We start from the raw sequence: 14,518 nt of genomic DNA, 5'->3' as shown, positions 1-14,518 counted from the left end.
AAGATAATTTGTGGCCAAATATTTTTGGCGAACAGGGATAAACAATGAGTAACAGTTTGGAGACATCTGCAGAAACAGCTGAACTTTTTAAAAAAAATTTTGGGTTTTCAAACCGTAGATATTAATAAGCTCTCTTAGACCATGCTATACATTCGATGCGGTATTATTGACATTTTCTATTTAGCTTACCGCTTATGCACAGTATCCACACCTTTAACAAATATGCCATGACTAAAATGATAATATTTAATTGCAGTTATTTCTGAATCGTGTTATGATAAAGAAAGATTATTTTTGTTCGTGTAAAGGATAGTATGAATATTGACTTTTCGTCTTGATGATACTTTGGGCAGGGATAGTAATTAAATGTGTGGTAACACACTAGGAGGCAATAAAAATGGAACAAGGTACAGTTAAATGGTTTAATGCAGAAAAAGGTTTTGGATTTATCGAACGTGAAAACGGAGACGACGTATTCGTACACTTCTCTGCAATCCAAGGTGACGGATTCAAATCGTTAGACGAAGGTCAAAAAGTAACATTTGACGTTGAGCAAGGTGCTCGTGGAGCTCAAGCTGCTAACGTTCAAAAAGCTTCTTAATCTTAAAACGTTTATAGAAACAGGCTCTTATATTAAGAGCCTGTTTTTTTGCGTTCTCTGTATAATACTCAATAAAAAACCCTACTCAACGTTCGAGTAGGGAGATGGTACAAGGTAATAGAAAAAAGATGTAACGCTTCAAAGGTTTCTTTACAAGTATAACATAATGGATTGACAATATGCGGTAATGTATATAAGTTATTGATTTCTTTTCAAACATACCTACATCTTATCAGGAAGCAAACGGTTACGAAAAATTTTAAAAATCATAGCCAACTCTATGTGTCGTGTACCAACCGCCAAAAGCGCCACGCTAAACGGGAGTCATCCATGATAATTCCGACACTCTCCTTCCTTTTAATCCATCACCTCAGATGAATTTTATGTATATTCTCTTATTACCAACGGTGAACAAAAAGGACCATCCCTTTTGTAAAGAATCATCCTTTTTTAAGTATTCTTGAAATGAACATAACAGGTGATCCATCTGCAAGATTTCCACCCACTTCATTTTTTTCATAAGACTCCGTCTTATTTTTATCGTTGACCATATTTTATGAAAAGAACAATTTTCTGTCGCAGTGGATATAGGAAATTCCTAAAGATAGAGGGGAGATTGATTGATTTTTTTCTAGAAATAATCACTTAGCTATTCCTAACACGATGAAAGCCCTACCTCTCTTCCATCCTTACGGCTCCTTGTCCGTGCCAGTGTGAATCAGGATTACAAAAATCAAGTGACTATTTTATCGAGTTTTTGATAAAACTTCAAATGTTTGTAGAAGAAATTTAAACAATAAAAATGAATTAGCTGTAGGAATAACAAAAGAGGTTAATGTTCTAAAAGTACGTTGAAGAAGTAGAACGTCTGAAATGATTCCATTTAATCATAACATTCTGAAAAATCCAGGATGTTTATTGGAATGCCATACGTTTTCTATAATTAACTTTAACAGAAACTTTTTATTTGATTTTCAGTGATTCCTTTAATTACTTCCAGTTCACTAATCAAAAATTCATATGCATTATCCAACATTTTTTTTTCGCTTGAATTAAGTGCTTTTTCTTTCTTCATACGCATTAAATCACGTACAACTTCAGCACCTTCTTGTATTTCACCCGTTTTTATTTTGTTCGTGTTTACTTGATACCTTTGTTTCCAAGGCAGTAACCTATCTGATTCACCATGCTGAAAAATGTGTATAATACGTTTTAAAGCAAGTATATCAGTAACTGGTCGTATACTTGAACTCAATATTTTACGCGTTGGAATCATAACTGTCATATTACTGATTGACATTTTTATGACATAATACTGTTGTTTTTCCTCTAAAAATTCTTTTTCTTCAATGGCTTCAATTATTCCTGCGCCGTGCATTGGATAAACAATGTTATCGCCAATTTGAAACATATCATCCACCTCCATATATGGTAACCTTTTTAAGCTTACCATATATGGAGGTGTAATATCAAATATTTAATAATAACATGATAATATTTTTATTGTCAATAACTTTTTAAAAAATTAAATCGAGCAAAAACAACATCAAAACAATAGGCTACGTGTCGTATTCCCCAATAAAGGAAATGTCATTTGGTCCATGTATATCTTGAAACCTCGCCGATTTAACATAGATCAGTTTTCATTGAAAATGTGTTATGAAATCTCCTTTAGGAATTCAAGACTTGGCATCAATGACATGTTTGTTGGTTTATATTGGCACAAATTTAGTCGAGGAGTAGACCATGTGTTTACTCCTCGTCCTGAAGCTACTTCTGTATGATTTGAATAAGGTTGCCGCATGTATCGTCGAATACAGCTATTGTGACTTCTCCCATTTTTATTGGCTCCATAGTGAACTTCACGCCTTTTTCCTTTAATCGTTTGTACTCTTTTTGAATATCTGTAACGCCAAACATTGTTGCTGGGAAGCCCTCGGCGAATATCTTCTTTTGATACTCCTTAGCGGCAGGATGTTCATTTGGTTCGAGTAAAAGCTCGGTTCCGTCTTGATCATCTTGAGAAACAAGCGTTATCCACCTGAATTTCCCCATGGGAACGTCCTCCTTTTTTACAAACCCCAGTTTTTCTGTATAAAACTCCAGTGCCTTGTCTTGGTCTTGTACGAATATACTGGTAACAATGATTTTCATACTGTTTTTGCCTCCTTTGATATGTATGACGCATGGTACTGGCTGCAAGCAAACAACCCACACATTTGTCAGAAGTCCTGTTCCGAGTGTCATGAAACAAACGTATTCCTCCATGAATTAGGGAACGTGCACTCAAAACTAAAGAGCGTATTAAAAAGAAGCTACTAACAAAGACTTTATTTACTTTAACCTAGGTTGAAGCTAAATGACAAAATTATGTTGATTTGAAATACTTTAGGGAAGGGGATTTAATTACCGATAAAAGTCATGATAAAAATACTCAGCGAAATTTTTTTCTAATGGTGAAACTCAACTTCTATGAACTTAATGGGGTTATTTACTAATATGTAAATTTATGTATTGATAGTAAGGGGTGAAAAATATTACTTATAGCCCGTGATTTGGCTGCATAATCTTTCTCTGAATATAAAATGGAAAAAGGCAGTGCACGTTTATAGGTACATGTATAAAAAAAGGAGCCATAACAATGTTAAAAAGATTTCTTCTGGTTTTACTTACACTGATTATGTCTATAGTTGTTATACTAGTGGCTGCTAAAGATTCCCCTGGAGATAATGTCATTTCATTTGATGAGCCTATGATCTTAATGATATCCATTGGAATTGTTGTATTCTTATTCATCCCTCCATTAGCCTTGTCCTTTTTTGGAAACATGGTTGTAAGAATAATATCAGGAGTATACCAGTGTTTTATCGTTTTCACTTTTCTAGGGATGATTCCAATTGGATTTCTTATTCCCAATGGCTTTTTGACAATTCTTGTTTCTGTTTTAGGAACTTTAGTCAGCATAATTAGTGTTGTAGTAACCTTATTAATTGATAGGAATAAAGAAGTTAAATCTTAATATTGAAAAGCTTATCGCTCTTATCGAGGAAAGAGGCCTTTCATTGATCAGTGACATTAACATGATCGTGATAAAATGCTTTTGCTCCTTGGCACTCATTGTCATGCAAATCAGCAACAGCCTCAAATGCTTTTCTTAGATTTATCATTTGATTTTTCAATTCTTTATAATCTTTTGCTTGATTAAATGAGGAGGGTCCTGATGACAAATCGTAGAACGAATCCTAAGGTTGATGAATTTTTAAGTAAAGCTGAAAAGTGGAAGGAAGAATATGAGCGGTTGAGAGATATCGTTCTTGATTGTGAGCTGACTGAAGAATTTAAGTGGATGCATCCTTGCTATACGTTTAATAAGAAAAACGTCGTTTTAATACATGGATTTAAAGGATATTGTGCGCTTCTGTTCCACAAAGGCGCCTTGTTACAGGATCCTCATGGGATTCTCATCCAACAAACGGAGAATGTACACGCGGCGCGCCAGATTCGGTTCACCAATGTTCAAGAAATAGCTGAAATGGAACCCATCTTGAAAGCCTATATTAAGGAAGCCATTGAAGCTGAAAAAGCCGGTTTGGAAGTGAATGTTAAAAAGAATACGGAATACATCATTCCAGAAGAACTTCAACATAAATTCGATGAATTTCCTGCTTTGAAAACGGCTTTTGAAGCATTGACCCCGGGACGGCAAAGAGCATACATTCTTTATTTTTCTCAAGCCAAACAACCCAAAACTCGAGAGTCAAGGATTGAAAAATATATGAAGAAAATTCTCGCTGGAAAGGGATTAAAGGATTAGTATATTCGTCAGGAAGGCATTTTGATAAGTGAGATTTCTATGAATCTGTCATGAAAGAAGCATTGAAGGATGAAGGCAATACCAAGAATTTTGAGTTCCTTGGTATTTCTTGTGTCACAAAAAAATACAGAGGGGCGGTTCAAAGTATGAAAGAACCGCCCCTTATTTTGTTTGGCATTTTCGTTTAAATAAACCGATAACTGATTAATGAATAGCCATTATGTCAATGAGGCGCTTGATTTTTTCACTGTCTCCTGTATCAACGTGCACTGTTTTTGCATTTTTTATTATATCCTCAGTCACTTCCCGCATTACGCCTTTACTTACATCATCTGAGGAATCCCAGCGTAAAGGAACATTGTATACTTTAATCGTGCCATCGCCATTACCGCTATAAGTTACTGATCCATCCACTAAACGAGAGCCTGCTAACTGGATAACATCTTCCGGATAGCCAGCACTGGTTTCATCATTCGGATTGATTGGTTCGCCAGCCGAAATATGCCGAACATTCAGTTCATCTATCTCTTGATTTGCTCCAAGCTGCAACCAAACTCTGGCATATTCGATTTGCTCAGAAGAATATTCCGCCAATACATTGTCTTTTTCGCTGTTCGCCTCGTTTTTTTCTCCTTCTGAAGAGGTTTCTTTTGATTCATCCGTTGAGGATTCCTTTGAAGCATTTTCATTTGAATTCTTTGTTACGGATTCTTTTGATCCTGTTGTTGCCTCTGATTCATCCTTAGCTATTTGGTTGCTATCGTCAGTCTCATTATTATTTTCTTCAGATTGTAATGAAGAATCATTATTTGATTTTTCTTCCTTACCGCCCATACATCCAACGAGCAATAAGACGAGCAGCATCAGGACAGCATTACAATAAAAAATATTTCTCAGTTTCTTCATTATTTCATTCCTCCCCCTCATCAACAGCCTTACATGCTTTTCTTAAATTATTCAGTTGATTTTTCAATTGGTTATACCTAATATTACCATGGAATAGAAATGAAGTTCGAAAAAATTATAGGAGAGGTAACGAATGCTAGATCAATCGAGTAAATCTCGACAGCTTTTTGAAATGATGACCACACGATATACGGGTGGCATTTCATTGAGGAATTCCCTACCTTTTATCAACTATATTGAATGCTTTTTATTTATTTCATCATTTGGTGATGTACTAGAGTGTGTTAATATGCGGTCTAATATTTGTTCTGTAAATGGCATAAAGGAATTAAGGATTATCCCCCCTAAACAAACGGTTAATAAAGTCCCGACGCCAACTGGCCCATTTACAATGATTGCAGCTATCAAGAATAAGAGGTAAATGAATGTTCTCGAAAAAAAGATATTTGTTCTGGTTAATTCTTTTATGATGAATGTCAATCGGTCAATTGGAATCGGTGCAAAATTTGTGTGCAAATAGGTTGCAGTTCCTAATCCTATAACAACTAAGCCGATTCCAAAACAAATCACTTTGCTGTACCATAGGTCAGGTGTTAACAAATTGTGCAATAAAAAAAGCCACATATCAATGCCAATCCCCGTTATAAATGCTGTTAACATCCCCAAAACTTCTGGTCTTTGTTTTTTCAAAAATGAATTACAACATATCAATATAAATGCTATTATGATTTCCCAACTTCCCACTGTAAGCCCCACATTTTTAGACAGTCCTACTACAACTGCATCAAAGGGTGAAGTTCCAAGGTCTGATTGGATCGTGAAAGAAATACCCAGGGTTAAAATGAAAATTCCTAATACATAAACAATATATTTCACTGTACTCGACCTCTTTTTTGTTCATTTTATTGCAAATACAACAAAATTAATTTATATTTAATATATGGCATCTTTGTTGTATTTGCAACAAAGATATGTACTAAGGAGGTCATGATGAAGGAAATTCTTCGCGAAATCGGAATGATTGCCAGGGCATTAGATTCGATAAGCAATATAGGATTTAAAGAATATAACCTCACAAAAGGGCAGTATTTGTACCTTGTCCGAATATGTGAAAACCCAGGAATCATTCAAGAAAAATTAGCTGAAATGATTAAAGTAGACCGAACAACAGCGGCTCGTGCCATAAAAAAGCTTGAAATGAATGGTTTTATTAAAAAGATGGATGATGATCATAACAAAAAGATCAAAAAACTCTTTCCAACAGAAAAAGGGAAGGATGTGTTTCCAGTTATAAAAAGAGAAAATGATCATTCGAATAGTGTCGCATTAGCGGGATTTTCTGAAAAAGAAGCAGAAACCATTTTTCACCTTCTTCAAAGAATAAGAAAAAATGTAGAAGTTGATTGGGAATATGTAAAAAAGGGGAACAAGAGAGATTATTAATTTTAAAAGGAGCATATAAGAGCATGAGTATAAAACTAAAAAAGTGCAGCCATGAAGATTTAAAAATACTCCAAGAAATAAGTATTGAAACATTCAATGATACATTCAGGGACCAGAATTCGCCAGAAAATATGAAAGCTTATTTGGAACGTGCATTTCATTCTAAACAGTTGGAAAAGGAATTATCCAATACCTCTTCACAATTCTTTTTTGTTTATTTGAATCATGAAGTCGCTGGATATTTAAAGATCAATACCGATGAGGCTCAGTCTGAAGAAATGGGTGATGAATCACTAGAAATCGAGAGGATTTATATCAAGAACAAATTTCAAAAACATGGTCTTGGCAAACATCTGTTCAATAAAGCTGTGGAAATTGCGCTGGATTCTAATAAAAAGAAAATCTGGCTAGGCGTATGGAAAAAAAATGAAAATGCTATTGCTTTTTATGAAAAGATGGGGTTTGTTCAAACTGGAGTCCACTCTTTTTATATGGGTGATGAAGAACAAATAGACTTTATCATGATCAAAACACTCGTATAACTCTTTATGAAAGGCGGGTTTATATGTATATTCCAAAATACTATAAGGTGACAAATGTTGATGACATTTGGGACTTTGTTCAAAACAACTCATTTGGCACAATTGTCACAACAGCACAAGGGAAACCAATTGCCACCCATTTGCCATTGCAGTTAATAAAAGAGGGAGATACTTACTATATCACGGGGCATATTGCTTATGGGAATCCTCAATGGAGAACATTTGAAGCCTGTGAAGATGTGCTTGTTATGTTTCAGGGACCGCACGCCTATATCTCTTCCTCTTGGTATGAAAAGGAAAATGTCCCAACGTGGAACTATAAAGCCGTACATGTATACGGTACAGCCAGCATCTTGAACGAAGAAGAGTTAAAACATGACCTGACAATGTTGCTGCAAACATACGAAAAACACCGTAAGAATCCAGTTTTATGGGATAAGCTTTCTCCTCAGCTCTTAGAAAGCCAACTGAAAGGTATTGTCGGATTTAAGATGAAGGTGGGAGAAATTCAGGCTTCCTATAAATTAAGTCAGAACCGAAATGAAAAGGATTATATGAATATCATTGATCAATTAAGAAATGAAGGAGATTCAAACTCAAAACAAATGGCAGAACTGATGGAAAAGCGATTAAAAGATGAAATATAAGTCCACTTTTATTAGCGAACTTTGGATTATTGAATAGTAATCAAATTTTTGATTCTACGCCTTCAACTTGTGTGAAAGTTCAAGGAACACTTGATGTTTTTAATTCTATTAGCGGGTGCTTCTGGCGGGGCTCTTTCGGGGGTATTGATCTTTAATACAAGTTTGCCCTGCTATCTCGGAGTGATTGACTCTAATCTATTTTTTTATGCACTTCACGTATAGCATTTCCTATTAATTTCTCATCAGGTTTAACAAGTGACAATAGTAATAGAAGTAATCGGCACCTAGTTTGGGACAAGTTCCAAACAAAAGAACAAAACAGCGGGTGACAAATGCTTCCCACTGTTTTGTCTGTTACTTAGCTGATATTTTCTTTAATCGTTTTGGAAAATGTGATTGATTTATTCTCGCTAACAAATGTTGAGCCTAAAAGGAGTGCGCCACCTAGCATTTGAACAATGGTCATTTGTTCTTGCAGGATAATGGCAGAAATTAATATAGCTACAAATGGATCAACATAGCTTAGCATAGCAATACTCTGTCCTTTTAATTTTTGCATACCCGAGAAAAATAACCAAAATCCAATCCCAGTGTTTACAATCCCTAAAATGATGATAAAAGGAACGGATGATCCAGATACTCCAAAGATACCGAATCCTTCTGTGAAAAACACATATGGCAAGAGCAGGAATGCTGTTAATCCAAGTTGGATGATTGTAATCTCCAGCCTGCCCACGCGGTGTATAAATTTATTTAGTAACATCAATGCAGCGTAACATGCAGCCGCAACTAATCCAAAAAAGATCCCAAGCAAATCATCTGTTCCAGAAGCACTTATGCCATTTCCAACAATCAATACCATGCCTATGATCGCTACACCAATACACACCATTTTTTTGATAGATAATTCTTCCTTAAGGACAAATGGTGAGAGGATCATGACAAACACAGGTGCAAAGTAATACCCTAGTGTGGCATTAGTAAGTGTTGTATGATTGTACGATTGATAAAGAAAGATCCAATTTCCCCCTAATGCAATACCAGAAAGAAATAAAGTATAAGCATTCGCTTTGACTAATTTCCATGGAATGGTTTTCTTCATCATCATGAACACGACTATTAAAAATAGACATCCAATTGAACTGCTTAGTAAAGCTGTTTCACTCGAAGATAAATCAATGTATCTTACAACTAAACCCATTGTGCCGAAAATGATCATTGATAATATAAACTGAATCTTAGATTTCATTGTCTACTCCTTCGAATCTGCGAAACAGCTTATATTTCACAGATTCTTAATCTGTTTTATATATAAGCTTATTCACTGCTGATTCAACAGCTGGAGTAAACGGCGGTGGCGGTGAAGTTGAAAATGGCTTCCAAGTGTATAGAGTTGTATTTGAGTGTGGCATGCGAATCCCCCTATTGATATGCGTATTTTTGAAAAACTGGATATGACGAAAAGATGGTTATACTAGACTATACATGAAATTTTTTCCTGAAAGATGTGAATGTTTCATATTTGATTACGGCTCAAAAAATAACATCTTTTGGATAATTACTCTCCCTACACAAAAAGGAACCCTTGTCGCAGAACGGTTTTGCTAAGGTCTCTTTTCCGGAGTACTTTTTCTGCATTGACTTTTCAGATGTAAAAAAATACAACTTATTTACTTTTATCATACTATAATAGGCTATATCAATAGGATCGGAGTGTGATTGGATGCAAACGAAAAAAGTTTATCTTTATGTATGTAATACAATGTCAGACTGGGAATATGGATATTTGATTGCTGAACTAAACTCAGGAAGATATTTCAAAAAAGATGCAGCACCTTTAAAAGTAGTTACAGTAGGAGCTAATCAAGAAATGGTTACTACGATGGGAGGTCTGAGCATAAAACCAGATATTTCTGTTGATGATTGTACCCTTGAGAATAAAGATCTTTTCATTTTACCTGGAGGGAATACTTGGGGAGAAGATATTCATCAGCCTATCTTGAAAAAAGTTGGCGAAGCTTTAGAACTTGGCACTATTGTTGCTGCAATTTGCGGTGCAACGGAGGGCCTCGCGAATATGGGATACCTAGATTCTAGAAAGCATACAAGCAATGATGTAGCGTATCTTAAAATGGTCTGCCCTCATTATAAAGGAGTAACATTTTATGAGAGGGAGCCTGCGGTATCTGATGAGAATTTGATTACTGCATCAGGAGTAGCTCCTCTGGAATTTGCGATGGAAGTACTGAAAAAATTAGATGTATTTGCGCCAGATACATTATATTCATGGTATAACCTCAATAAGACTCATCAGCCTGAATACTTCTACCAATTAATGAATTCAATAGAGAGATGATCGAAATCATTCAACTGAGTTTTTCGATGATAAACTTATTTTAATAACACTAAGAATTGATGTATTGTAATAAAAAGCCTCTTAACCCGAAACTGATTGAAACATCTAGGTTCCTCCACCTCCATTGTTATGTGGCATACATGCCCTTAACACCACTACTACGGAGTATAAAGAAAATAAGCTTTGATTTAGGGGACTAGTAGGTGAATAATCCGTGAAAGTTCAAGTCCTTCGGCCGAATCAAAGATACCAAGGATTGTAGACCCCTGGTATCTTTTAATGTTCTCTTTAGACTTTGCAGTTTTTTCGTTACAACATTCAGTAAAAGTGAAATGGAATAAACAAAGGTTTTCCCCGTTTTTGCATAGTCTTTCTTACTTTGCGAATCGCCGAGCAGCTGCCACGCACAATATAACAGCGATATTCACTGCTACGAGTGCCCAGCCCACTTTCTCGTGCAGAATCACTGAGGCAAGCAGAAGTCCAAAGAAGGGCTGGAGGAGCTGCAGCTGTCCAACCGCCGCAATACCGCCTTGGGCGAGACCCCGATACCAGAACACAAAACCGATCAGCATGCTGAATAAGGATACATACGCAAGACTAAGCAGTGCAGGAACGCCGACACCCGACCATGAGTCCGGCGTAAAATAGAATGACAATGGCAGCATAAGAGGAAGCGACAGAACGAGAGCCCAAGAGATCACCTGCCAGTTTCCCAGCCGCCGTGAGAGCCGTGCTCCTTCTGCATAACCGAGTCCGCATACGACGATAGAAGCCAGCATGTACGCGTCGCCGATCGGGGAGGATACTCCGCCTTGGATGAGGGCGAATCCTGCTACTAGTAAGCTGCCTGCAGCCGAGAAAATCCAGAAGGCTGGCCGGGGGCGTTCTCCTCCGCGCAATACGCCGAAGATCGCTGTCGCGAGCGGAAGAAGTCCAATGAAAACAATGGCATGGGCGGATGTGACATACTGAAGCGCCAAGGCTGTCAGCAATGGGAAACCGACCACCACGCCGAACGCTACCACCAATAGCGCAGTTATGTCACCTTTGGCAGGTCGCTGCTGCCGGAAGATGAAAAGGAGCGCTCCAGCCAGTACACCAGCTATCGCAGCGCGGCATACGGTGAGGAACAACGGATCGAAGTCCGCCACAGCCAAGCGGGTCGCAGGCAGCGAGCCGCTGAAAATGAGCACCCCCAGAAAACCATTCATCCAGCCATTTGTTGCTTTGTTCATTTACAATCACTCCATCATATGTTTCTTCTCACAAGATCATTTTTTCTCTGTCAAAACCTGTATTTAAGGATTACAATGACTATAAACTGTAATTGACCTTTTAAAAACAGCCAGTTTTCATAAAAAAATGCATACCAGTTAGGGGAAACGAGCAAATGGATATCACGCCTTTTTTAAATAGAAATCTGGATATTCCGCTTTATCAGCAGCTTTATCAGTATTTCAAAGAAAACATGCATCAAAGGCGTATTCAAAAAGGAATGAAACTGCCATCAAAGAGGCTTCTGGCGAGTCAGCTTTCCATCAGTCAAACGACTGTTGAGCGTGCCTATGAACAGCTTGCTGCTGAAGGCTATATTGTGAGCAAGCCAAGAAGCGGATGGTTTGCTGATTACAATGATGCTGATTTTGTCCATAGTAAAATGCTTAGCACATCACCAGCGAGACAAAAAGCGCAGAAAAATGAACAATGGATTGATTTTCACTATGGAAATGTAGATTCTTCTCACTTCCCTTTTTCCGCTTGGCGAAAAAGTATGGTCAATAGTTTAGACCAATATGGCCAAGAGCTTTATCGGCCAGGAAATGCTCTAGGGGAGCTTGAGCTGAGAACACTTATTGCAGAGTACCTGTATCAATCACGCGGAGTTCATTGTGTCCCTGAACAAGTGATCATAGGTGCCGGGAACCCTTTTCTTCTGCAAATCTTGTGCCAGGTTTTTGAACCGGATATTTTCATAGGATATGAGGATCCGGGTTATCCAAGAGCTAGGAAGATTTTTGAAGCCAATCGTATGAATATCGTTCCTATACCGGTCGACGATGAAGGAATTTGTATACAGAAGATCAAAGAACATCAGCCAACCCTTGTTTATGTCACGCCTTCCCATCAATTTACGCTGGGAACAATCATGACGATTAACAGAAGAATGCAGCTTCTCAAATGGGCGGCAGACAATCAATCATTCATCATAGAGGACGATTATGACGGGGAATTTAGATACACAGGACAGCCGGTCCCCTCCTTGCAAGGGCTTGATCAGCATAACCGTGTCATTTATATGGGCACTTTCTCTAAATCTCTTCTTCCTTCGCTGCGTATCAGCTATATGATTCTCCCTTCGCCTCTTTTGGAAAAAGGCCATGACATCACTTCTTTATATAAGCAAACAGTGTCCTGCCACAGTCAGCTGACGCTGGCTCAATTTATAAAAAATGGAGAGTGGCAAAAACACATCAACAGAATGAGAAAGCTATACCGAAAGAAAAGGGCCATTTTATTAGAGACTGTGCAAAGAGAATTAGGAAAACACGTCAGGATTCGAGGGGAAAATTCTGGACTTCGAATCTTACTAGATGTTTTCTTGCCATTCAGTGAAAAAGAGTTAATTGAGAAGGCAAAGGAATATGGAGTCAAAATTTATCCTGTTTCTCTTTCTTATCAAAAACATCCTCCTACAAAAACGGTTTCACTTGGATTTGCAGGGGTCTCGGAAGTCAACATACGAGAAGGCATAAAAAAGCTGAAAGCTGCTTGGGAGATATAAGGGAGTTTTCAGGTTTGCCATTTGATATTCCTTCAGGTTGAATAAAAGAGCGAGTGACGGCGATTAACAATGTTGGCGGAAAAATCATACGAAAACGGTTTTTGCATTTTGCCTTTAATCAAAAAAAATTGATTAATTGTATTGAATTTCATGAAAATTTATGATTGTAATGAATACATCAAAAAAAATTGATTTAAGAGGGTGATATGATGAATGATACGAAATTAGAACTGCTTCAGAATTATGAAAAAGCATTTAAAGCTCTTGCAGATCAAAAACGGTTAGAAATCATGTATGAACTTTGTCAAAGAGGAAAAACCTGTGTTTGTGATTTGACTGAGATTTTTAACATGACACAATCAAAGCTTTCATATCATCTGAAAATATTGCTGGACGCGAACTTAATTACTAAAGAAGTTAAGGGTACATGGAGCTATTATGATTTAAATAATCCTGAGTTAAATCAATTGCTGTCAGAAGAGCTTTGTTGTGTATTTAGAAAGAGCGGGGAAGGAAGCTGCAGTTAAATTTTAACCATTAAATCAAAATTTCTTGATGAATATCAATAAGGGGGAATCATTATGAAGTATGTTCATGTAGGAGTTAATGTAACCAATTTAGGGGAATCGATCAGATTCTATGAAAAAGTTTTTGGAGTGAAACCTGTAAAAGTAAAAACAGACTATGCAAAATTTCTGTTAGATAAACCTGGATTGAATTTTACGTTGAATGTTCGTGATGAGGTACAGGGGAACCAAGTGAATCATTTTGGATTCCAAGTGGATAGTTTAGATGAAGTTTTGAGACATAAGGAGCGGCTTGAAAAAGAAGGCTTTTTTGCACGTAAGGAAATGAATACAACATGCTGTTATGCAGTCCAAGATAAATTCTGGGTTACAGATCCCGACGGAAATGAATGGGAGTTTTTCTATACCAAGCCGAATAATGATGACCAAAAACAAGATTCTCCCTCTTGTTGTGTAACACCTGAGTGAAAGTGTTATTCATTTAGATGAAGGTCAAAATTTCCGCCGGCTAGGCAAATCCGATGAGTGGGTAAACATAAACGTTAAGCTCGATTAGCTGAGCATAGTAAAAAGGAGCAGCACTTGTTGCTCTTTTTCACCTTTCTTTTTTTCATCATTTTTATATCCTCAGCTTCACCTAGGGGTGGTTCGGCTTGAGGCAAATGAAGCGACAACAATGAAGAAGTCTATAAAAACAACGATTCACATAAATACTATGATATTTTCTACCTTTTTTGATCGTTTACCGTTTTTTAAGAATTTCTTTTCGGCTTATACTTCGCCCCAAGGGAAGAAGTCCGCTAGGTTATGAACAAGTAAAAGCAAGTTCTGGAACTTATCAGAGGAATTCATTTATTGGTTTACTATTGGGAAACATACAAATACCTTCTGAATATG

General features: G+C 37.0%; 16 protein-coding genes and 1 pseudogene. 10 read left to right on the top strand and 7 right to left on the bottom strand.

The genetic code is table 11. From position 1 onward, the window contains the following. Window positions 1-397 precede the first annotated feature (397 nt). Window positions 398-601 (top strand): cold shock protein CspC, encoded by a 204-nt coding sequence (cspC, locus tag LJF29_RS19075; protein WP_010333137.1) that lies wholly within the window; start codon window positions 398-400, stop codon window positions 599-601. A gap of 949 nt (window positions 602-1,550) precedes the next feature. Here the strand turns inward: cspC and LJF29_RS19070 are convergent. Both LJF29_RS19070 and LJF29_RS19065 read right to left on the bottom strand, forming a co-directional pair. Beyond that, window positions 1,551-2,012: a CarD family transcriptional regulator gene (locus LJF29_RS19070; RefSeq protein WP_229150138.1), complete on the bottom strand. Its 462-nt coding sequence runs from the start codon at window positions 2,010-2,012 to the stop codon at window positions 1,551-1,553. A 359-nt stretch (window positions 2,013-2,371) separates the two neighbouring features. Further along, entirely contained in the window at window positions 2,372-2,755 is a 384-nt protein-coding gene (locus tag LJF29_RS19065) for a VOC family protein (RefSeq protein WP_229150137.1), read from the bottom strand. 487 nt (window positions 2,756-3,242) lie between these two features. Here LJF29_RS19065 and LJF29_RS19060 point away from each other — a divergent pair, with 487 nt between their 5' ends. After that, entirely contained in the window at window positions 3,243-3,620 is a 378-nt protein-coding gene (locus LJF29_RS19060; protein WP_010333140.1) for a hypothetical protein, read from the top strand. Between the two features lie 43 nt (window positions 3,621-3,663). On the opposite strand, the pseudogene LJF29_RS21345 reads toward LJF29_RS19060, so the two are convergent. Continuing rightward, window positions 3,664-3,828, bottom strand: a pseudogene (locus LJF29_RS21345) (hypothetical protein); the annotation flags it as partial. Here LJF29_RS21345 and LJF29_RS19050 point away from each other — a divergent pair. Beyond that, window positions 3,822-4,415, top strand: a complete 594-nt coding sequence (locus LJF29_RS19050; protein ID WP_229150136.1) for a YdeI/OmpD-associated family protein — start codon at window positions 3,822-3,824, stop codon at window positions 4,413-4,415. The pseudogene LJF29_RS21345 and the gene LJF29_RS19050 overlap by 7 nt on opposite strands. A 204-nt stretch (window positions 4,416-4,619) precedes the next feature. Here LJF29_RS19050 and LJF29_RS19045 read toward each other — a convergent pair whose 3' ends face one another. Both LJF29_RS19045 and LJF29_RS19040 read right to left on the bottom strand, forming a co-directional pair. Continuing rightward, the gene (locus LJF29_RS19045) at window positions 4,620-5,321 is read right to left on the bottom strand and encodes a hypothetical protein (protein WP_229150135.1); all 702 of its coding nucleotides are present in this window, start codon (window positions 5,319-5,321) and stop codon (window positions 4,620-4,622) included. A gap of 231 nt (window positions 5,322-5,552) precedes the next feature. Next, entirely contained in the window at window positions 5,553-6,197 is a 645-nt protein-coding gene (locus tag LJF29_RS19040) for a YczE/YyaS/YitT family protein (protein WP_229150134.1), read from the bottom strand. Between the two features lie 114 nt (window positions 6,198-6,311). On the opposite strand from LJF29_RS19040, the gene LJF29_RS19035 reads away from it, so the two are divergent. Genes LJF29_RS19035 through LJF29_RS19025 form a run of 3 tightly spaced genes read left to right on the top strand, consistent with a single transcriptional unit; the run spans window position 6,312 to window position 7,953 of the window. Further along, complete coding sequence (locus LJF29_RS19035; protein WP_229150133.1) at window positions 6,312-6,764, top strand: MarR family winged helix-turn-helix transcriptional regulator; 453 nt, start codon at window positions 6,312-6,314, stop codon at window positions 6,762-6,764. 23 nt (window positions 6,765-6,787) lie between these two features. Beyond that, a complete protein-coding gene (locus LJF29_RS19030) occupies window positions 6,788-7,306 on the top strand; it encodes a GNAT family N-acetyltransferase (RefSeq protein WP_229150132.1) in 519 nt (172 codons plus the stop codon). A 23-nt stretch (window positions 7,307-7,329) separates the two neighbouring features. After that, a complete protein-coding gene (locus LJF29_RS19025; protein WP_229150131.1) occupies window positions 7,330-7,953 on the top strand; it encodes an FMN-binding negative transcriptional regulator in 624 nt (207 codons plus the stop codon). Between the two features lie 358 nt (window positions 7,954-8,311). On the opposite strand, the gene LJF29_RS19020 is transcribed toward LJF29_RS19025, so the two are convergent. Next, window positions 8,312-9,202: a DMT family transporter gene (locus LJF29_RS19020; RefSeq protein ID WP_229150130.1), complete on the bottom strand. Its 891-nt coding sequence runs from the start codon at window positions 9,200-9,202 to the stop codon at window positions 8,312-8,314. A gap of 474 nt (window positions 9,203-9,676) precedes the next feature. Here LJF29_RS19020 and LJF29_RS19015 point away from each other — a divergent pair, with 474 nt between their 5' ends. Next, a complete protein-coding gene (locus LJF29_RS19015; protein ID WP_229150129.1) occupies window positions 9,677-10,309 on the top strand; it encodes a type 1 glutamine amidotransferase family protein in 633 nt (210 codons plus the stop codon). 374 nt (window positions 10,310-10,683) lie between these two features. On the opposite strand, the gene LJF29_RS19010 is transcribed toward LJF29_RS19015, so the two are convergent. After that, window positions 10,684-11,547 carry a DMT family transporter gene (locus LJF29_RS19010; protein ID WP_010333149.1) on the bottom strand — a complete coding sequence of 288 codons (864 nt, stop codon included), beginning with the start codon at window positions 11,545-11,547 and terminating at the stop codon, window positions 10,684-10,686. 155 nt (window positions 11,548-11,702) lie between these two features. Between LJF29_RS19010 and LJF29_RS19005 the strand changes: the two genes are divergently transcribed. The 3 genes from LJF29_RS19005 (at window position 11,703) to LJF29_RS18995 (ending at window position 14,089) form a co-directional block, all read left to right on the top strand. After that, entirely contained in the window at window positions 11,703-13,094 is a 1,392-nt protein-coding gene (locus tag LJF29_RS19005; RefSeq protein ID WP_229150128.1) for a PLP-dependent aminotransferase family protein, read from the top strand. Window positions 13,095-13,303: 209 nt separating this feature from the next. After that, entirely contained in the window at window positions 13,304-13,621 is a 318-nt protein-coding gene (gene arsR, locus LJF29_RS19000) for an arsenical resistance operon transcriptional regulator ArsR (RefSeq protein ID WP_229150127.1), read from the top strand. A gap of 54 nt (window positions 13,622-13,675) precedes the next feature. Further along, window positions 13,676-14,089 carry an ArsI/CadI family heavy metal resistance metalloenzyme gene (locus LJF29_RS18995; protein WP_229150126.1) on the top strand — a complete coding sequence of 138 codons (414 nt, stop codon included), beginning with the start codon at window positions 13,676-13,678 and terminating at the stop codon, window positions 14,087-14,089. Window positions 14,090-14,518 lie beyond the last annotated feature (429 nt).

This window comes from Bacillus sp. LBG-1-113 (genome assembly GCF_020708615.1).
GTDB classification, from domain to species: domain Bacteria; phylum Bacillota; class Bacilli; order Bacillales; family Bacillaceae; genus Bacillus; species Bacillus mojavensis.
This window is presented reverse-complemented; position numbering and strand designations above follow the sequence as displayed.